Consider the following 19,493-nt stretch of genomic DNA (forward strand, 5'->3'; position numbering starts at 1 on the left):
TTCAGCCTTTTAACTTTTGACTTTTAACTTTTGACTTTTGACTTTGCTGAGCAATGGACTTCATTTTACGACAAGCACGCCTAGACGAGCGTGTCCAAATCGAACGATTAATTGCTGCGTCTGCACGGGGATTGAGTCGAGAAGATTACACTGACGAGCAGATTGAGGCGGCGATCGCTACGGTTTTTGGTGTCGATACAGATCTGATTGTAGATGGTACGTACTTCGTTGCCGAGGCTGCTCAAATGTTGGTGGGGTGCGGTGGTTGGAGTAAACGCAAAACGCTATTTGGCGGCGATCGCTATAGCGATCGCGAGTCAGGCTATCTCGATCCCAATTACGATGCGGCAAAGATTCGAGCTTTTTTCGTCCATCCCGACTGGGCAAGACAAGGCATCGGCAGAGCGATTTTACAACGATGTGAAATGGAAGCTCAAGCCAGTGGTTTTCGATCGCTAGAATTAATGGCAACCCTACCAGGAGTGAAACTGTATCGAGCATACGGGTACGCGGGTAGCGATCGCGTTGTCTACACAATTGGCAATGAAGTCAGGATTGAGTTTGTCCCCATGAGTAAGGCGATCGCGCGATCGTAGAGGCGGGTTTATCGACATGTCTAACTACAAATCAATCTGAGTGCTAAACCCGCCCTCCGAGATCTGGCGATTTGGTAAGGACGCACGGCTGCGCGCCCCTACAACCCATTATTCCACCAGAAGCAATCGCCACAAAAAAAGAGGGTTTAACCCTCCTTGGTGTAGAGACATTACATGTAACGTCTCTACATGCGATTTGCATAATTTTTTTACTCAACTGCTGCTGGCAAATCCTCATCAGATGCTGGCAATTCCTCAGCATCGGTAGCAACAGGTTCTTCGGTATCGACAGCAACAGGCTCTTCGGTAGCCGCCGGAATCTCTTCTTCCACTGCTACTGGTTCTTCTACCTCAGCAGGGGCATTTAGATCGATTCCTTGTTGCTTAGCTGCCATTTGTTCGCGATATCTCGCAGCCATTTCTTCTGCTTTATCGTAAACCAAGTCGCGGTTCTTGATCATGTCGCCTGGTTCTGGCTCTAGCTGTTTTGTAGACAGAGAAATCCGACCCCGTTCGGCATCCAAGTCAATAATCATGACTTTGACTTCATCGTTGACGTTGAAGACGCTGTGAGGTGTATCGATGTGGTCGTGGGAGATTTCCGAGATGTGCAGCAGACCGCTGACACCACCAATATCGATAAATGCACCGTAAGGCTTGATCCCGCGTACCGTACCGATGACGACTTCGCCAACTTCCAAGCGGTTCATCTTGCGCTCGACTAAAGCGCGACGGTGTGAAAGTACCAGACGGTTGCGGTCTTCATCAACTTCTAGAAACTTTAACGGTAGCTCCTCGCTGACCAACTCTTCTTTAGGCTTGCGAGTGCTGATGTGGGAACCAGGAATAAATCCGCGCAGACCTTCGATTCGCACGAGTGCGCCGCCACGGTTTGTAGCGAATACGAGCGATCGCACCGTTGCATCTTCGTTTTGTAACTGTCTGACGCGCTCCCAAGCTCGCATATACTCAATGCGGCGAATCGAAAGCGTTAGCTGTCCGTCTTCGTTTTCATCGGTAAGAATGAAAAACTCCCGCGTTTCGTTGGGCTGCAAAACTTCTTCTGGAGCATCCACCCGATTTATCGACATTTCTTGGATGGGAATGTAGGCAGCGGTCTTAGCACCAATGTCAATCAGAGCGCCCCGTGGCTCCATGCTAAATACCGTACCAGCTACGATGTCGCCAGGGCTGAAGTGGTAATCGTATTTGTCGAGTAAAGCCGCGAAATCTTCGTGAGTAAAGCCTATTTCTGTAGTAAGTGTTTTCTGATTGACCATGCTGGTTGTTTCCTGGGAATAGTCTCCGAAAGGTTTTTCCTCCTCTCGATGTATATGCAAGGCGAGCGTAGGCAGATTACACCTACATCTCTGATTCCATCCTAACGTAGGAGAAGTTAATCTAAACGCAATTTAAGTACAGACTCACAATTATAACTGAGCTTTGCGAATAAATTTACTGAAATTCTTTAGATGTAGTTCGAGTCGATAGAGTTTGAGTTATGGAGTCGATCGCGATAAAATCTCTCAGTCGGCGATCGCCACAGTATGAGCTGGGGATTCATGGCACTGGCAATATTCACCTTCAATCGGGATATTATTTGAGGCTTCCTGACGCGACAGATCGTCCAAAGTTTCGACAAAATCTTTCATAGTTTGAAATTGGCGATAAACAGAAGCAAAACGCACGTAGGCAACTTCACTCTCGCATCGCAGATGTTTGAGGACTAATTCGCCAATTTCCAGACTGCTAACTTCCCGCGAGACACGTTGTTGCAGTTCTGCTTCAATTTCATCGACGATCGCCTCCATCCGCAAAGCCGAAATTCCCGTTTTCTCGCAAGCGCGGACAATTCCTCGTAAAACTTTAGAGCGATCGAATAACTGGCGATCGCCATTCTGTTTCAGAACGGTAATTGGAACAAATTCAATCCGTTCGTAAGTTGTAAAGCGGCGATGACAACGCAAACATTCCCGTCGCCTACGGATACTCTGTCCCGCTTGCGCAGAACGCGATTCTAAAACGCGATTATCTGGATGCTGGCAGAAAGGGCATTGCATAGCTAGGGGTAAGGGATAAGGGGTAAGGGGTAAGGGAAGGATGAGGGATCGGAGCTATCTAACTAACCTCCTGACTTCTAACTACTCCCTGCTCCCTGCTCCCTGATAAAGGAATATCCGCTGCTATCAAGGACGATAACAGCGGTGGAAAATGGATATGATTTGGCTATTTTTAGCGAATTAAGCCGAAAAAATTTACTTTTTCTCAATACGAGGTGGTTCGCGAAAAGCTATGGCAAAGAATAGAGTACCAATAGCTAGCGCGAGAATCAAAATGTAAGCAACGCTTTCCATGTCAGTATTCCCTAACGACTTCCTTCTTACTGATAGTTTATCAATCAAAAGAAAAGAACGGTTACATTAACTGCTAGAAAAATTGTTTCCCGACAATATATTTAACCGTTCTTAACAACTGACCTCAGTTTAGGCTTCCTTACGGCGAGTGGTCTTGTCACCCACTTTCTGGAACAGCCCCCATTCGACTTGTTCTTCCAAATCTGCCTCGACCCCTGCGAATACATCGCGGAAGATCGTGCGAGAACCGTGCCACAAATGACCGAAGAAGAATAGCAAGGCAAAGGTAGCGTGAGCGAAGGTGAACCAACCTCTAGGGCTAGTACGGAATACACCGTCAGGCTTAGCAAGTGCTAGATCGCCAAATCTGGTGCTTTGATCGCCGTCAAAATTGATGATTTCGCCACCTTGAGCTTTACGAGCATACTTCTTCACGTCGGCTGGGTCGGTAAAGGTTTGACCATCCAACTCACCGCCGTAGAAGCTAACAGTTACACCTGTTTGCTCGAAGCTATACTTGGATTCTGCTCGCCGGAAAGGAATATCGGCACGGACAACACCATCTTTATCTGTTAAAACAACAGGGAAAGTTTCAAAGAAGTTAGGCAGACGACGAACTTCTAATTCTCGTCCTTCTTTATCTTTGAATACGGGGTGTCCTGCCCAAGACAGAGCAATACCATTAGTCTTGTTCATCGGACCGACGCGGAACAAACCACCTTTAGCGGGGCTGTTACCTACGTAGTCGTAGAACGCCAGTTTTTCGGGAATTTCCGACCAAGCTTCAGACAAGCTCTTACCCTCAGCCACGCTAGCTTGCACGCGGCGGGTCATTTCTTGTTTGAAGTAGCCATCATCCCACTGATAGCGGGTAGGACCAAACAGTTCGATTGGGGTTGTGGCGTTACCGTACCACATCGTCCCTGCTACAACGAAAGCAGCAAAGAAGACGGCAGCAATACTGCTAGAAAGCACGGTTTCGATATTCCCCATCCGCAGAGCTTTGTAAAGCCGTTCTGGGGGTCGAACTGTCAGGTGGAATAAACCAGCAATAATACCAACAACACCCGCAGCAATGTGGTGAGCTACCACGCCGCCAGGATTAAACGGGTTAAAACCTGCTGGTCCCCATTCCGGCGCGACTGCTTCTACGTGTCCGGTGATGCCGTAGGGGTCAGAAACCCACATCCCTGGACCAAATAGTCCGGTGAGGTGAAAAGCACCAAAGCCGAAGCAAAGTAGACCAGACAAGAATAAATGGATACCAAACATTTTTGGCAGGTCTAGAGCAGATTCGCCCGTGCGGGGGTCTTGGAAAAGTTCCAAATCCCAATAAACCCAGTGCCAGCAAGCAGCTAGGAATAATAAACCGGAAAGAACGATGTGAGCGGCAGCAACGCCCTCAAACGACCAGAAACCAGGGTCGTAGCTGGGAGCGCCCATGACGTTCCAGCCACCCCAAGAGCCAACTACACCCAAGCGTGACATGAAGGGCAGTACGTACATACCTTGCCGCCACATGGGGTTTAATACTGGATCGCTGGGGTCGTAAATAGCTAGTTCGTATAGAGCCATCGAACCAGCCCAGCCTGCAACTAGTGCTGTATGCATTAAATGTACAGCAATCAACCGCCCTGGATCGTTCAGGACGACTGTGTGTACTCTGTACCAAGGTAGTCCCATCGACTACGCTCCTCCTCGATGAGTTATTTCTACAGGATAATTTTTCGGCTTTTTGTTATTGCCATCAACCGAGCCTTACTAGATATGGATCTGGACGATCCATCTGACTTGTAAAATTCAGCAATGGTATTCAATACAAAAATGAGAATTATTAAAGAAGTGTAACTATTGGCGGGACTGAATGCAATACGAGAATCAGTTATCAGTTGTCAGTTGTCAGTTATCAAGGGTTTCAAGAGCCAGGAGTCGTAGGGGCGGGTTCACCAAAGATCTCTGACTCCGAGGAAGATTTCGGGTGAACCCGCCCGTACAGGAGTTGCTGAGTCAGGAGCCAGGAGAATATGAATAGAAATCCGATCGCGCACCACGCACCACGCACCACTCACTGTACTACAGATTGAATGCTTTTGAGTTGGCACATAGCTTCGGCTATTCCCAAGCGATCGATGACTTGTTCGGCAGTGATTAATCGCTTGAGTACAACTTGTCCGATCGCCTGTTTTGTGCCATTACTGGAAGCAGTAGCGGGTCTGACTTCTACAGTCATGATCGTGTCTTCTACCCGATACAGCCATAATTTTTCATGAGCTTCTACCAAACAAACGTTCAGTCGTTGAATGTCTGGTCGTCGCCGCCAAGCTGTTTCATTCCATAAACCGTCAGATGCCCAGACTCTACCTACTGTCCATCCCTCAGTGAGAAAAAAATATTTCACGGGTTTTTGCAGCTATTCGACTGGATACTCCTCGACTAGCTTATAGGATTTGATTTGGCGAAACAAACTGGATTTGATACAGTTTTCAGGAATGTAGGCGGTGCGATCGCACTCACTCAATCTTAAAACGTCTAACCAAACAATCTTGCCACAGCACAGCTAAAACCAGGCAGTAAAGGCGAGGTAAGTTCGTCACTGGTAAATAAAGTTGCTACCGTAACCAGCGTTGCATGTTCGCGGCGATAAACTTGAATTTGCTGCAAGCGCGGATCTGCTATCCAATATTCACACACTCCTTGAGCAGCATATAGCTTGAGTTTAGCCTCTTTGTCGCGGCGTTCGTTGGTTTCCCCTGGTGATAGTACCTCAACAACCAATTCTGGTGCGCCAGTCAAGTGTTCTGCTTCGTCTAGCAAAGCAGCCAATCGCTCTTTACTTATCCAAACTACGTCAGGAATAACGTTATCAGCATCAGTAAAAATAATGCCAGGGGTAGGTACTACTTCTCCTAACCCAGTTTGCAACGACCAAAGATCTAACTCTCTACAGATATTTTTAATAGTTTTTTGGTGTCCCCAGCCTGGTGCGCGTGTCACAAATAATTCCCCATCGACAATTTCATAGCGATTGCCATTATCTGGCAACAACTCTAAATCGCTAGTCGTCCATCGTACTCGCGCCTGACTCATAAAAAGCTCCTTGTATTAGTCATCGCTCGTCAATCAATACCCATTACCAATTACCCAATACCAATCTCATTCTACTTTTTGTAGTGGATCGATTTTAGGATTGACAATTTTTGGCGTACCGAGACTAGCAAACCGAACTGCTAAAGAAATTTTGTTACCAGAACCGAAAATGTGAGTTACTTCGCCAATACCAAAGTTTTTATGGAAAATGCGATCGCCTACACGCCAGTCCCTCTCTAAATCTGCCTCTGATGAATTTTTGCTAGCACTATTATTCTGAGGATGGCTCCACTTTTGAGTTAGTTGGTGAGTCGATCTAGTCGATGTATTAGGAACTTTCGCTTGGCTAGAAAGATGAAAACTGAGTAATTCTTTGGGTAATTCTGCCAGAAATTGAGATGGAATTGCAGGTTCGCGGGAACCGTAAAGGCGACGTTCGCGGGCGTGGGTGAGGTAAAGTATTTCTTGAGCGCGAGTAATTCCTACATAGCACAAGCGGCGTTCTTCTTCCAACGATTTAGGATCGTCAAGCGAACGATAGTTAGGAAGTAGTCCTTGTTCTAACCCCACAAGAAAAACAACGGGAAATTCTAATCCTTTGGAAGCATGAAGCGTGAGGAGAGAAACAGCAGCTTGTCCTTCTTTCAAATTGTCTAAATCGGAAGTTAAAGCTGTACTGGCAAGAAAATTTGATAGGTTAACCTCCTCGTTTTCTTCTTCAAATTGTAAGACGGCGTTATAAAGTTCTTGTACGTTTTGCAGTCTATCTAAACTTTCATCCGTGCCTTGATTTTGTAAATCTTTGACATAGCTAGACTCATCTAAAACTCCTTGCACGATCGCACTCGGAGAAAGAGTATCTACCTGTTCTTGCCATTTGCGAATTAGTTGGGCAAAATTGTTGACACCCTTAGCCGATCGCCCTGCTAAAGTGTTAACTGATGTCTCGTCATTGAGAATTTCCCAAAAGGGTAAATTAAGTTGTTGGGCAGCATTAACTAAATTATCAATTGTGGTTTTACCTATACCGCGACGGGGAGTATTAATCACTCGTAATAAACTTACGGTATCGTAAGGATTGACAATTGCTCTTAAATATGCCAAGACATCTTTAATTTCTTTGCGATCGTAGAACTTCAATCCACCGACAATTGTGTAAGGAATACCTTGACGAACTAGATTCTCTTCTATGGGACGAGATTGAGCGTTAGTACGATAAAGAACGGCAAAACTACCCCAATTGAATTCTGAATGTTGCTGTTCTAAACTACGTAAATGATTGATGACAAATTGGGCTTCGGCGATTTCATCATCAGCTTTATAACAGTAGATTTTTTCTCCTTCTCCCCGTGTTGGTTTGAGAATTTTATCGATCCGCTGGGTATTATTTTCAATTAGTTGATTAGCGGCTTGTAAAATAGTTTCTCTAGAGCGATAGTTTTCTTCTAACTTAACCATCGTGCGGGTATCTTCGTCAGGTAAGCCATCACCAAAGTCGGCTTGAAAGTCTAACAGAATGGTGAAATCCGCCATGCGAAAACTATAAATTGACTGATCGGCATCGCCAACTACAAAAATTGAGCGATCGCGCCAATTCCATTCACTTTTTCTCGTCTCACCATTGGTTGTGAGTAAATTAATTAAATCGTACTGGATTCGGTTTGTATCTTGATATTCATCAACTAGAATATGTCTAAATCGCTGATGCCAATAGCCAAGAACTTGTTCGTTCTGCTGAAATAACTTAACTGGCATTAAGATCAGATCGTCAAAATCCAAAGCGTTGTTTTCGGCTAGCTTATCTTCGTAATATCCGTAAACTTCCGCAATAACTCTACCGCGATAGTTAGGCTGTTCTCGTTCAAAATCGCGGGGAGAAAGTCCCTGGTTTTTAGCATTGCTAATAGTGTAGCGGACGGAACGCGGTTCAAATTTCTTGTCGTCTAATTGGAGTTTTTTAGTAATGATTTCCTTGACTACACTTTGAGCGTCAGACTCATCGAAAATCGAAAAGTTTTTCGTCCAGCGTCTCCCTTTCTCATCTTGATATTTTTCAATATCAAATCGGAGAATCCGGGAAAACAAACTGTGAAACGTACCGATCCACAAATCTTTAATATAGGTTTTGTAAACTTGCGATCGCAATCTTGTTTGTTCGTGAGGCGCTAATTTATCCAATGGTTTATTGTATTGACTCAGTGCTATTTGTTCGGCAAAGATTTTTTGAATCCTGTCTTTCATCTCCCGTGCCGCTTTATTGGTAAAAGTCACAGCTAAGATATTATGAGGATCGACACGGTGTTTGAGAATCAGATTTGCAATCCGATAAGTTAATGCTCTCGTTTTACCAGAACCCGCACCCGCAACCACTAGCAAGGGACCGCAAAAATGCTCTACAGATGTACGCTGACTGGGGTTAAGGTGACTTAAAAAATCTGTGGTTTTGGTCATACTTTAAAAACTAGAATTATAGTTTTATATTTAATAGCTGGAAATGTGCTATTCTTCGCTAAAATGTCCATGAATCTGTTCTAGAGCCGAGTCGTTGCGACATGACAATAATTTTCGGACTCACGTGGTAGCCATTCTTACTATAGAATGCCTCTGCTTGTCATTCTCTATTAGAGATACATCTAACAGACCATAGAAATTATATGGTAGCCGCTTTGTGGCAGTTGTAGGGATGCGATCGCCACAGGTGTTGCGGGGTAAAGAGTTAGGGGTAAGGTATGGATAATATTGTCATCGTGGAATACGATCGCCAATGGGTAGAGTTATTCGAGCAAGAAGCTATTTACCTACGAAATCTGCTGGGAAAAGCTTCGATCCTCCGAATCGAACACTTCGGTAGCACAGCTATACCTGGAATGCCTGCTAAGCCCATAATCGATATGTTAGTAGAAATTCCTAGCTTCGATCGCATTCAGCAGGAAGCCTTACCCAAGTTAGTAGATGCAGGATATGAATATCTATGGCGTAGCGATCGCCCTCCAGGGCATATGATGTTTGTTAAGCGATCGCGCAGCAATGGTAAGCGTACCCACCACATTCATATGGCGACTGCGGGACACACATTATGGGAAAGATTGTATTTTCGCGATTATCTCTGTAGCCACCCAGCAGAAGCCGCACGCTACGCACAACTAAAGCGAGATTTAGCAGCACAATTTTCAGGCGATCGCGAGGCTTATACTAATGGTAAAAGCGAGTACGTTAATCTAATTACTACCAAAGCAAAATTAGATGCAACAAACTCTTAGTCCGCGCCGGCGGATCTTGCCTGTGTAGCTGCGAATTCTACTCGCTCTATTTAAATTCTGAATCGTAAGGTGAGCAATGCCCACCCTACGATCCTATATTGAAACTGGATCGCCAATTTTTAAGATTTTTCCCACTTCTGACGACGGAATTTTTGTATTGATACTTAACCGATAAAAGTGGTCGAATCTCTCTGGAGTTGTCCAATCTGGTAGGGTTTCTTTACGTTTAGAAACAAAGATTTTCTGAAAATTCTCTGTGGCTACTGCTGTTTTTGAATCTCTTGTGGGTACGATGCATCTCGCACAAGGATTAATTCCAGCAAATACAACTTCTCCAATTTGAAACTGGATACTATCCCCTACTTTGGTAAATAATCGGTCTTCCCAAAATGGAGGTACGCCATCAATTTCTATATTTGCTCGTATCCGATTCCTCATTTCCTCAACACTTATGTCAGGAAACCAGGAGGTAACTTCTGCAAGCGTAGCTGCACTGATTATTGTAGGACCAGAAGCATTAGTATCATCTGGAAACCCTGTGAAATTATTTTGCTTAATGTTGACAGGTAAACCAAAATAATTGCTCAACCAAGCTTCTAACTCCGAACGCTCTTTATCCAAGTGAAAAGTAACGCTCTCATCTGTTCCTTGGACTTGTAACGATAGCTGTTGACAATCTGCATCGAATTGCGATCGCAGCAAATGAACCTTAGCATTGCGCTTACCATTCACAAATCGCCCTTTTTGGTCAAATAAGGCATACTCGCGATCGTGCTGGAGTGCGCCACTTGCTAATACACTGACTTGAGACAAAGTGATGCCATCAAGCGATTTAACCGGAAAAATCGAAATTTTTGCCAGATAAGGCTGTATCATAAGCCATCACTTTATATTGCTACTCAAGACAATAGTTGATGTGAAGTTACACGAGTTACAGCGTTAGTAGATCCTACACCATTTCTAACCAATCGAACACGCGGTTTAGTTGTGGCAAGGTAATAAATCCGTATTGCCAAAGTACCATCGGCAGAAAGTTTAGCTCCTGTTCTCCCTTTTTTAAAGCTAACGCGATCGCTGCTTCTGAAACCGACAATTCGTCGCGTAAAAAGCTCATCAAATCATCCCGAACGTTAGATTTCATATACGTTTATCCAATTAATGCATTTTTTAACTAAATGGTAATGTAACAAGCATTGTAAAGTTATGCAACGTTTTCTCAGAATTATTTAGCTTGCAAGCAGCACTTGGACTAGCCGCTACTGTGTAACTTGGTGTGCGACTGCGCGATCGCTTGCTCGATTAAACTACCTAATGGCGCGTGCTATCTACTGGATCGAGCGGCAAAACGATCGAAATCGATAAACTTCTTTACAAAAGTTAACTACTTTGTTACATTTATTTACGTAACCAAGTGGGTATGTGCTAAAGCCCCAGCTTTAGCATTTTGCCTTAAATCTCAAAATCGACTAATACAAAGCAATCTGGAGCTTCCGATCGTGACATATACTATCGAGTCGGCACAAAATATCTTCTCTGGAACTCAAATCCCCAGTCCAATTCCAGCCACTATAGCGCTGTTCGACCAACTGAGCGTTGACGATCGCCTAGCGTATCTTTGGTATGCTTACACGGAAATGGGTCGGACAATCACCCCCGCAGCTCCAGGCGCGGCTCGCTTACAACTGGCGGAAGGATTGCTCACCCAAATCAAACAAATGTCACCTGAAGAGCAAACCAAAGTCATGCGCGACCTTGCTAATCGCATTGACACTCCGATCAACCGTTCCTATGGTTTCTTCAGCGTGAATACCAAGCTAGCTTTTTGGTACGAGTTAGGAGAGTTGATGAAACAGGGGATCGTCGCTCCAATTCCAACTGGCTATCAAATGTCTCCTGGTGTCAAAGTCGTCCTAGAAGCAACCCAGAAACTCGATCCAGGTCAGCAGATCACAGTTCTGCGCAACACAGTCGTAGACATGGGATTCGATACATCCGACTTGGCTCCCAGCAGCTCTCGAAAGAGTGCAGAACCAGTATTTGAACGCACCGAACCCGTCACCACCAATGTCAAGATTGAAGGAATTAACGAGCCTGCGGTGTTGCAATATGTCGAAGCAATGAACGCAGACAATTTCGCCGCTGCTATTGCTTTGTTTACTGCTAATGGTGCTTTACAACCCCCATTTCAAAAGCCAATTGTCGGTCATGAGGCGATCGCGAAATACATGCGCGAAGAAGCACAGGGTTTAAACATGATGCCGAAACAAGGTATCTGTGAAGTACAACCAGATGGCTCCAAACAAGTAAAAGTCACTGGTGTCGTCCAAACTCCTTGGTTTGGTGTCAACGTTGGGATGAATATTGCTTGGCGGTTTTTGATCGATCCTCAAGGCAAGATTTTCTTCGTCGCCATTGATATGCTTGCTTCTCCTCAAGAGTTACTCAACCTGCGTCGGATGTAAAACGTTCTAAATGGGGGAGTGGTGCTAGCTAGCACTGCTCTTTCAAACCCAATATATCTCGCAAGCGCGGTGAAAAGATTTAGGAGATCCCCCAACCCCCTTTCCAAGGGGGCTTTAAATTCCCCCCTTTTTAAGGGGGCTAGGGGGGATCGAGATCTTCAACTTCCGTGCGTAACTCCTGGCGTATTTATGAATGCCGATCTATGAATGTTGATACTCTACTAGAGCTTTATACTGCTGGCAAAAGAGATTTTAGTTGTTTTGACTTGCGCAGAGTCGATTTGAGTGAAATCGACTTGAGTGGAGCCATCTTGAGCAAAGCAGAGTTAGCTGGAGCCAACCTGAATGGAGCCAACTTAAAAGGAGTCAAGCTCAGCGAGGCAAACTTAACTGGAGCTACCCTTTGGAGAACTGACCTTAGCAATGCGACTTTGTATAAAGCCATCCTGAGTAGAGCAATTCTTATTAAAGCTAATTTAAGCAGTGTAGATCTACGTGACACTTTATTAAATAGAGCAGATTTGCGCTTAACGAATTTAACTGGAGCCAATCTCAGTGGTGCTAATCTGACCGGAACAGATTTACGTTACGCACAATTAAAGTTAGTAGAACTAACTGGGGTAGATCTGAGTCAAGCATGTATAGTTGGAGCATCGATCCAAGACTCATTATTGTATGATTATGACGAAAATAATTAGGTCTCTACCAGCTGAGCAAGAGAGTCTTATACTATGCTGCTACGTTAATGCAACCAGCCAAATTCAGGTGATTCGCATTGTCGATCTTCCCAGTTACTATTTTGAACGGGCAGTTTTTCCAGGACAACGGTTTTTGTTTGAAGCTTTACCCAGTACTGAATTAGAGGTTCATACGAGTATGACAATTGATTCGCTCTTAGCCGATAAAATTTCTTGTTTGCACCTTCAAGTTGATAACGGCAATTGATGAAGCGATCGCTTAAAAGCTAAACTGCGCTCTTAAGTTACCTACATAGATCGTTGGGTTATCGCTAAAGTTATTTGGATTGGCAATCAGATAAAACGCTGGTACTAAAGCTATATTATCTGTTAGTGGAAAATAATAATTCGCTTCAAACTCGTACTGCACGCCACCATTTCCGCCTCCAGCAACAAGAAAATCGCGTCCATCCAAGATGGCAAACGGTCTGACATAAGAGATAGTTAATAGCGCCCCCTCCTTACCTAAATCGGGAAAAGCAACACCAGCTTGCATTGCTTGAGCTTCAATTTCTCCATCACCAGGCACTAGATTTGTCTTGGCATAGGTGTAACGTCCGAAGAAACCGATACCAGGAGTTAGCAACCAATCAAAATTAACTCCATAGGTATCAGCTAAACCAGCATCCAAACCACCATCAGCAACGAGTCCTGTCACTGGATCGAATACCGCAGAACCACCATTATCTGCAATTCCGTAAATTGGCTCTCCTGTTGCACCACCAATGACTCCGCCAATTGCTTGAATCCGCGTCCGATTGTATAGCAGCCTTAAATTAAAATTTTGGCTGGGCGAGTAAGTGAGTTCAGCTGTTGCGGTGTACGTACCACCAAATAAGCCAAACCTCGGATCGCTAGAGGTGTTAAATCCAGGTGCGATCGTACTAGAAAGAAATTCTGTATTTTCTCCAATGTAACCTGCGGTCAATTGCAATTGCTTGCTAGGCTTCCAAGTTATAACCGCCCCCGATCCTCGGTCGATCGCATTGACTAGCGTACCGCCATTGGAGTTAAAACTATTCGCACCCGTGAGGATGAAGGTAAAAGCGTTGTAGTCAAATAGGCGATACCAGTTAATCCGGGGACCAAAAGCAATTTCAAGATTATCCCCCACGGGAAAACTGTAATACAATTCGTGGATAACGACATCATTACCCAACCCTTGAATCCCCGCAGTTTGGTCAAAAAAGGGTACGCCGTAGGTGTTGTACAGCCCTGCTGAGGTGAATTGGTTGGCGGGAGAGTCGGCATTACCTGCGACTAGCCGCACCTTGAGGCTATCCCTACCATTGAAGGAAGTATCGAAATTTAACCAGATCAGATCGCTGAAAGTAATTTCTGGATCGTCTGTAAGTTCTTGTACAACTGGTCTGCCTGTGACTGCATCTCTTCCCCCTCGTCTAGCGACAACGCCGCCAAATGCAGCTGGCGGAAAGAGATCGACTGATTCAAATTGTACGTCACCATCGGCAAAAGCTCCCGTGACGTTAGCCCAAACTAGAGCGCTTAATTTCGTTGTAGTCGAGAATTGATTGGCTTCTAGTTCTGCTGTCGCTGCTTCTAAAGCATCCACGCGACCGCGCAAAGCAGACAATTCAGCGGCAAATTCTGTCTGCAATTTTTGCAGCGTATCGGCATCTTCTTGCTTAACGGTATCTGCCGATGCTGTAGCAATGAGTTCGTTAATTCTGTCCAAACAGGCATTCAAACCAGCCGCAAATTCATATCTCGTTAAAGCACGGCTGCCTCGATAGGTGCTGTCTGGATATCCTGCAATACAACCATAACGCTCTACCAATGACTGTAACGCTTGAAATGCCCAGTCAGTAGGTTGGACATCTGATAGCTGCGATACAGATGTGACTTGCGCCATCGAGTCGCCACTTGCTGCTTCCGGTATCTCGACTCTAGGAGTCGTCGCTAGATCGGTTTCAGGTTCTATGGAAGTACGATTGGTTGCGTGACGATCGCTGCGATCGGGAGGTAGTAATAATTTAGCTTCGCGATCGTAATTCATGCTAGCTAGTGTCTGTTTTGAGCTAACTTCTACCGCGTTAGTCTCTGCACTTGCTCTATAACTATCAACGGCATGACACGCTAATATTACCGAGGCGATCGGCAATACTTGCAACAAGAATTTATGCATTTATCCTCACACCCAAACGCACACTTTGATATTCAGAATGCAGGGTTTAGACTAGCAAAACTAGCTTCGGGTAAATGTGTTTTTATATACAATTCATTCGGACGCGCTGCGAACTCTAATTCAGAGTCTCGATCGCATATATAACGCTGGTAGGGGCGCACAGCTGTGCGCCCCTACAGTCTGTGTATTTCACCCAATTGAAAACCGCTATAATTCAGAGTTTCGATCGCGTAACCAAAAAGCAAGCAAAAAAATTCTAAGTCTAGTCTAACCTTGTATTCATCCATCGGGAAAATTTGAAAATCTTGGCTTTATACTTAAGTTCTATAATTATTCGCTTGTCTAAAAAGTATGTTTCAACTAATTTAAAAGTGCAAACATAGTAGAAATATATTTTTTTGAAACAGAGATATTTTCTGTACTTTTAAGTTGAGATTTTGAATCAAACGTAAATTTTATTACTACTGAACTTTTAAATTAAATCTGAGATGAAATGCAGCTGCTTAGCATGAGTAGATTTAAAATAGATAAAAAACTAACCGCACTAGTCAAACTGCCGTGACTCAACACTGGGGAATGCCAAATAATAGCGATCGCCCCATGTCAGACCGCGTGTCAGACCGCATGACAGACCAAGCCACTCATTATACCCTGCTTGGACTGCATCCCTCGGCATCGCCAATCGAGATTCGTCGTGCCTACCGACATCTCAGCAAGCTGTATCATCCTGATACAACTGACTTACCTTCAGCAATTGCTACTGTCAAATTTCAGCAGCTCAACGAAGCATATGCCACGCTGAGCAATCCAGAACGGCGGACGAATTACGACTTACACATTGGCTATTCTCGTCTGTATGTCATCCAACCACCTCCAGATTTTCAGCGCGCAGCCGCACGACAAGACGAACGGCGTTCCTCTGCTTACCTCGACCCTACAGATCGTCCCCTGTCATCTGGAGAAGTTTTTGTCTTGTTTATTTTGGGATTGACCTTCATAGGTTGTATATTATTGGCGATCGCTATTGCTACGATCCGGGGTGATACCTTGCAAACTCCAGTCCCGCCAGCTCAGTTGTCAATTGTCAGTGTAGAGATGTTACATGTAACGTCTGTACAAAGTTATCAATAAAGAGCGGCGCTTTGGCTGGTGGCTAGGAAATTCCAACTTACGACTTACGACTTACGACTTACGACTTACAACTTCTAATATATGTCCTTACCTTCTGCCGACACTCCCTTATACAATCATCCTTTACCCCAAATCGAGCAGTGGTTGAAAGACCAAGGTTGCCAACAAGACCAAAAGCAACTGCATTGCTGGCACATTCAAAAATCGAACTGGGAAGCCGAACTATGGCTAGATATCGACCAGTTGACGATCCGATACATTGATGCTGAAGCAGTAGGACAAGACATTCAACGCTCTTTTAAATATTCTCTCAGCCGAAAAGATATAGAGCAGGCTGTATTTTCTGGACCCTGACTCAATTTGAGATTTTAGATCTTCACACTTGTCTCTACTCTCTTAAAGAGCATCACACACTCTTTCCCTACTCTCTACTCCCTACTCCCTTACAATCACACTTTCCCAAACCGTCGTTCCCGTTGTTGGTAAGCAGCCAAAGCCCGATGAAACTCCGTGCGGTTGAAGTCGGGCCACAGAGACTCGGTAATATAAATTTCGGCATAAGCCATTTGCCAGAGGAGAAAATTACTGATGCGCATTTCTCCACTGGTGCGGATCAATAAGTCAGGATCGCTAATTCCAGCCGTGTAGAGGTGGCGCTCGAAGATTTCTTTGTCAATCTCTTCTGGTTGGAGCAAACCTTGCTGTACTTGCTGGGCGATCGCTCGACAAGCGTGCAAAATTTCCTGTCTACCACCGTAATTCGTGGCAACAGTGAAGCGGATACCTCGATTCGACCTTGTTTCAGCCATCGATCGCTCGATTTCCGATTGGAGACTGCGCGGTAAAGCCTCCAAATCTCCTACAAACCGAATTTGGACGTTTTCCTCTAGCATTTCCTGCAATTCTTTCCGCAGAACGCGCTCGAACAAAGTCATCAAAAATTCAACTTCTTCTAACGGTCTGCCCCAATTTTCGGTCGAAAAGGCATACGCCGTTAATGCTTGTATACCCCAATCTCGACAACAGCGTAATAAATCTTTGAGAACATCCACCCCCCGTTTGTGTCCCATGATACGGGGTAAACCCTGCTTTTTTGCCCACCTACCATTACCGTCCATAATTACTGCAACGTGTCTGGGCAGTTTTTCTTGTTCTAGATCGAGAGGCAATTGCAACACAATCGGCTTTACAGTCATTTTTTATTTCGGGGAGACGCTGGTAAGTTTAGACCAAAAAGCGCAAAAAAACGAGTCATGAGAATCCTAACTCGATTGCCAATTTGATTTACCAGACCGCGTATGCTTGGGGCTACAGCTTCCCGTTCCACAGCTGGCGAGAATCGAGCTTCCAACAATTCTTTCAGTTTACTGCTGGTCAGCGGTTTATTTAATATTCCTCGTTCTGCCAGCGAAATTGACCCTGTTTCTTCCGACACGACCACGCATACGCAGTTTTCTACCTTCTCCGTGATGCCTAAAGCAGCTCGATGGCGCGTCCCCAATTGACGAGGAGCTGGACGTTCGTAAAGGGGCAAAATCACCGCTGCTGCAACTACCCGCGAACCTCGAATCAAACAAGCGCCGTCATGCAATGCTGTTTTTGGATGAAAAATTGTCAGTAAAATTTCTTTTGAGACTTCCGCATTTAACTTTACGCCTGGAACTTTGAGATCTCGCTCGTCAATAGGACTGTCTGTTTCCAAAATGAGCAAAGCACCGATGCGATTTTGAGACAGTTCTCTCACCGCATCTACGATTTCATCAATGACGCTATCGGGTTTTGGTACGATACGTCTTCCTGGCTGCAATAGCTGTCGAAATTCTCCCCTACCCAATTGTTCTAAAAAACGGCGAAACTCAGATTGGAAAGTGACTGCCATTGCTACAGCAGAACCAACCACCAATTTCTCCAATACAAAACTCAATAGCGGCAAACCCAGTCTGGCACTGATGGCAGAAGCAAGCATGAGGAGAATAAAACCCCTGACCATCCACAAGGTGCGGCGCTCTCCAATGATGACCAGCACCATGTAGATTAGCGCCAAAACCAAGCCCAGATCGATAGCGTAAAATAACAACGACTGAGTCCAGCCAAAGTCTGTTGTCAGCCATTGCTTCCACCAATCTCTCATGAGCGAAATATGAAATCTGAAGAATTGAATTTGTTAACGGTTGGCAGTTAAAAATTAGTGGCTGACGGTTAACTGTATAACTGTCAACTGTCAACCTTTTGCTCTTAGCCTAGTAATGAATCGGGCAGGCAGTCTTGCCGAATTAAGTCTTGATAGGTTTCGCGACGAAGAAGCATCTTTGCTTCTTGATTCGCCACTACCACTGCTGCTGGTCGGGGCAAGCGGTTGTAATTAGAAGCCATGCTGTAGTTATAAGCACCAGTTCCCATTACTACCAAAATATCCCCTGGCTCAGTTTGCGGTAAAGATGCCTCTTTTATTAGGATATCGCCTGACTCGCAGTGTTTTCCAGCAATTGTGACGGTTTCGCTGACTGGTGCGGACATTTTATTGGCGACTACAGCACGATAAAGCGATTGATAGGTAATCGGTCGAGGATTGTCGGACATCCCGCCATCGATCGCCACATATGTCCGAATTTCCGGTACGGTTTTGCTAGAGCCAATCGTATAGGCAGTAACGCAAGCAGTACCGATGAGCGATCGCCCGGGTTCGCACAATAATTTTGGTAAAGGTAAGTTTTGAGACTCGCAGGCTGCTTTCACGGCTTGACAAAGTGCTTGTACCCATTCGTCAATACTGGGTGGATCGTCGGATTCTGTATATCGAATTCCCAATCCACCTCCTAAATTTAACTCCGTAACAGGCAGTCCATAGCTTTTCGCTTTTTCCATCCACTGCACCATCACTTCAGCCAAGTCTTGATGGGGTTGGCGCTCGAAAATTTGCGAACCGATGTGGGCGTGCAATCCGACACAAGTTAAATTGGGTTGTTGTCCGATAAAGGCAAAAACTGCTTCAATCTGGTCGGGATCGAAACCAAATTTACTATCCAAATGCCCAGTTCTGATGTAATCGTGGGTGTGGCAGTCGATTCCTGGTGTTAATCGCAACATTATCCGAGTTGGGAGTTGGGAATCACTTCCTTGTCCCCCTTCGCCCCCTAATCCCCACTCCCTTCGGTCGCGGGGACCCCGAGTTCCCCCTTGTCCCATTTGCGCTAAATTCTTCAACTCATACCAGTTATCTACCACAATCGTGCAGCCAGACTCGATCGCCAGCGATAATTCTTCTACAGATTTATTATTACCGTGAAAGTAGATAACTTCTGGCTTGACACCTGCTTGTAGTGCAGTATAAAGTTCTCCTCCAGAAACAACATCAATGCCCAAGCCTTCAGAGTGGGCGATCGCGCATACTCCCAAGCAACTCCAAGCTTTTGAGGCATAAAGTACCTGAAATTCTCCAGGGTAATAGTTTTGAAACGCCTCGCGATACTGACGGCAAGCGCTGCGGAGGGATTCTTCGTCTAGAATATATAGCGGCGAACCAAACTGCTGTACGAGTTCTGTCACGTCGCAACCACCAATTTCTAGATGATCGTGGCTGTTGATTCCTGCTGTCAGTGGTAAAAGTTCTTGGTTGGGCGATCGCTGAGCGTTCTCATTTCTGTTATTTTCTCGATTAAATATATATTGACGACCGGAATTGTCTACTCCAGCAAGCTGAGTCGATAGCATAATTGTGTA

General features: G+C 45.1%; 21 protein-coding genes. 7 read left to right on the top strand and 14 right to left on the bottom strand.

Features of this window, described 5'->3' with window-relative positions; translation table 11 throughout:
- The first annotated feature begins 53 nt into the window (after positions 1–53).
- On the top strand, positions 54–596 hold the full coding sequence (locus CHRO_RS26705; RefSeq protein WP_015157349.1) for a GNAT family N-acetyltransferase: 543 nt from the start codon (positions 54–56) through the stop codon (positions 594–596).
- A gap of 209 nt (positions 597–805) precedes the next feature.
- Here the strand turns inward: CHRO_RS26705 and CHRO_RS26710 are convergent, their stop codons facing one another.
- The 8 genes from CHRO_RS26710 to pcrA all read right to left on the bottom strand — a co-directional run bounded on the left by CHRO_RS26710 (position 806) and on the right by pcrA (position 8,488).
- The gene (locus CHRO_RS26710; RefSeq protein ID WP_015157350.1) at positions 806–1,876 is read right to left on the bottom strand and encodes a 30S ribosomal protein S1; all 1,071 of its coding nucleotides are present in this window, start codon (positions 1,874–1,876) and stop codon (positions 806–808) included.
- 246 nt (positions 1,877–2,122) lie between these two features.
- Positions 2,123–2,656: a transcriptional regulator NrdR gene (gene nrdR, locus CHRO_RS26715; RefSeq protein WP_015157351.1), complete on the bottom strand. Its 534-nt coding sequence runs from the start codon at positions 2,654–2,656 to the stop codon at positions 2,123–2,125.
- A gap of 195 nt (positions 2,657–2,851) precedes the next feature.
- A complete protein-coding gene (locus CHRO_RS26720) occupies positions 2,852–2,950 on the bottom strand; it encodes a photosystem II reaction center protein T (RefSeq protein ID WP_009632497.1) in 99 nt (32 codons plus the stop codon).
- Positions 2,951–3,079: 129 nt separating this feature from the next.
- The gene (gene psbB, locus CHRO_RS26725; protein ID WP_015157352.1) at positions 3,080–4,633 is read right to left on the bottom strand and encodes a photosystem II chlorophyll-binding protein CP47; all 1,554 of its coding nucleotides are present in this window, start codon (positions 4,631–4,633) and stop codon (positions 3,080–3,082) included.
- 260 nt (positions 4,634–4,893) lie between these two features.
- Positions 4,894–5,019 carry a hypothetical protein gene (locus tag CHRO_RS34635; RefSeq protein ID WP_281168612.1) on the bottom strand — a complete coding sequence of 42 codons (126 nt, stop codon included), beginning with the start codon at positions 5,017–5,019 and terminating at the stop codon, positions 4,894–4,896.
- Positions 5,016–5,348 carry a hypothetical protein gene (locus CHRO_RS26730; protein WP_015157353.1) on the bottom strand — a complete coding sequence of 111 codons (333 nt, stop codon included), beginning with the start codon at positions 5,346–5,348 and terminating at the stop codon, positions 5,016–5,018. The genes CHRO_RS34635 and CHRO_RS26730 overlap by 4 nt, the downstream gene beginning before the upstream one ends.
- A gap of 131 nt (positions 5,349–5,479) precedes the next feature.
- Complete coding sequence (locus tag CHRO_RS26735) at positions 5,480–6,037, bottom strand: Uma2 family endonuclease (RefSeq protein ID WP_015157354.1); 558 nt, start codon at positions 6,035–6,037, stop codon at positions 5,480–5,482.
- A 66-nt stretch (positions 6,038–6,103) separates the two neighbouring features.
- On the bottom strand, positions 6,104–8,488 hold the full coding sequence (gene pcrA, locus CHRO_RS26740) for a DNA helicase PcrA (protein WP_015157355.1): 2,385 nt from the start codon (positions 8,486–8,488) through the stop codon (positions 6,104–6,106).
- Between the two features lie 278 nt (positions 8,489–8,766).
- On the opposite strand from pcrA, the gene CHRO_RS26745 reads away from it, so the two are divergent.
- Complete coding sequence (locus CHRO_RS26745) at positions 8,767–9,297, top strand: GrpB family protein (RefSeq protein ID WP_015157356.1); 531 nt, start codon at positions 8,767–8,769, stop codon at positions 9,295–9,297.
- Between the two features lie 93 nt (positions 9,298–9,390).
- Here CHRO_RS26745 and CHRO_RS26750 read toward each other — a convergent pair whose 3' ends face one another.
- The gene (locus CHRO_RS26750; protein ID WP_015157357.1) at positions 9,391–10,173 is read right to left on the bottom strand and encodes an MOSC domain-containing protein; all 783 of its coding nucleotides are present in this window, start codon (positions 10,171–10,173) and stop codon (positions 9,391–9,393) included.
- A gap of 73 nt (positions 10,174–10,246) precedes the next feature.
- Positions 10,247–10,438 (bottom strand): DUF2949 domain-containing protein, encoded by a 192-nt coding sequence (locus CHRO_RS26755; protein WP_015157358.1) that lies wholly within the window; start codon positions 10,436–10,438, stop codon positions 10,247–10,249.
- A 355-nt stretch (positions 10,439–10,793) separates the two neighbouring features.
- On the opposite strand from CHRO_RS26755, the gene CHRO_RS26760 reads away from it, so the two are divergent.
- The 3 genes from CHRO_RS26760 to CHRO_RS26770 all read left to right on the top strand — a co-directional run bounded on the left by CHRO_RS26760 (position 10,794) and on the right by CHRO_RS26770 (position 12,704).
- Positions 10,794–11,759, top strand: coding sequence for an orange carotenoid protein N-terminal domain-containing protein (locus CHRO_RS26760; RefSeq protein ID WP_015157359.1), 966 nt, complete (start codon positions 10,794–10,796; stop codon positions 11,757–11,759).
- Positions 11,760–11,962: 203 nt separating this feature from the next.
- A complete protein-coding gene (locus CHRO_RS26765) occupies positions 11,963–12,457 on the top strand; it encodes a pentapeptide repeat-containing protein (protein WP_015157360.1) in 495 nt (164 codons plus the stop codon).
- The gene (locus CHRO_RS26770) at positions 12,441–12,704 is read left to right on the top strand and encodes a DUF1830 domain-containing protein (protein WP_015157361.1); all 264 of its coding nucleotides are present in this window, start codon (positions 12,441–12,443) and stop codon (positions 12,702–12,704) included. Before CHRO_RS26765 ends, CHRO_RS26770 begins: the two co-directional genes overlap by 17 nt.
- Before the next feature lie 12 nt (positions 12,705–12,716).
- Here CHRO_RS26770 and CHRO_RS26775 read toward each other — a convergent pair whose 3' ends face one another.
- The gene (locus CHRO_RS26775; RefSeq protein ID WP_015157362.1) at positions 12,717–14,642 is read right to left on the bottom strand and encodes an iron uptake porin; all 1,926 of its coding nucleotides are present in this window, start codon (positions 14,640–14,642) and stop codon (positions 12,717–12,719) included.
- A 600-nt stretch (positions 14,643–15,242) separates the two neighbouring features.
- Between CHRO_RS26775 and CHRO_RS26780 the strand changes: the two genes are divergently transcribed.
- Together CHRO_RS26780 and CHRO_RS26785 are read left to right on the top strand one after the other, a co-directional pair.
- The gene (locus tag CHRO_RS26780; protein ID WP_041463569.1) at positions 15,243–15,773 is read left to right on the top strand and encodes a DnaJ domain-containing protein; all 531 of its coding nucleotides are present in this window, start codon (positions 15,243–15,245) and stop codon (positions 15,771–15,773) included.
- An 81-nt stretch (positions 15,774–15,854) separates the two neighbouring features.
- Complete coding sequence (locus CHRO_RS26785) at positions 15,855–16,127, top strand: DUF3143 domain-containing protein (protein ID WP_015157364.1); 273 nt, start codon at positions 15,855–15,857, stop codon at positions 16,125–16,127.
- Positions 16,128–16,222: 95 nt separating this feature from the next.
- Here CHRO_RS26785 and uppS read toward each other — a convergent pair whose 3' ends face one another.
- From uppS to lysA, 3 genes are all read right to left on the bottom strand, one after another.
- Positions 16,223–16,969, bottom strand: coding sequence for a polyprenyl diphosphate synthase (gene uppS, locus CHRO_RS26790; RefSeq protein ID WP_015157365.1), 747 nt, complete (start codon positions 16,967–16,969; stop codon positions 16,223–16,225).
- Positions 16,966–17,904: a diadenylate cyclase CdaA gene (gene cdaA / locus CHRO_RS26795; RefSeq protein ID WP_015157366.1), complete on the bottom strand. Its 939-nt coding sequence runs from the start codon at positions 17,902–17,904 to the stop codon at positions 16,966–16,968. Before cdaA ends, uppS begins: the two co-directional genes overlap by 4 nt.
- Before the next feature lie 104 nt (positions 17,905–18,008).
- Positions 18,009–19,484, bottom strand: coding sequence for a diaminopimelate decarboxylase (lysA, locus tag CHRO_RS26800; RefSeq protein ID WP_041462655.1), 1,476 nt, complete (start codon positions 19,482–19,484; stop codon positions 18,009–18,011).
- Positions 19,485–19,493: the final 9 nt, after the last annotated feature.

Origin of the sequence: Chroococcidiopsis thermalis PCC 7203 (genome assembly GCF_000317125.1) — a bacterium.
Lineage (GTDB): Bacteria > Cyanobacteriota > Cyanobacteriia > Cyanobacteriales > Chroococcidiopsidaceae > Chroococcidiopsis > Chroococcidiopsis thermalis.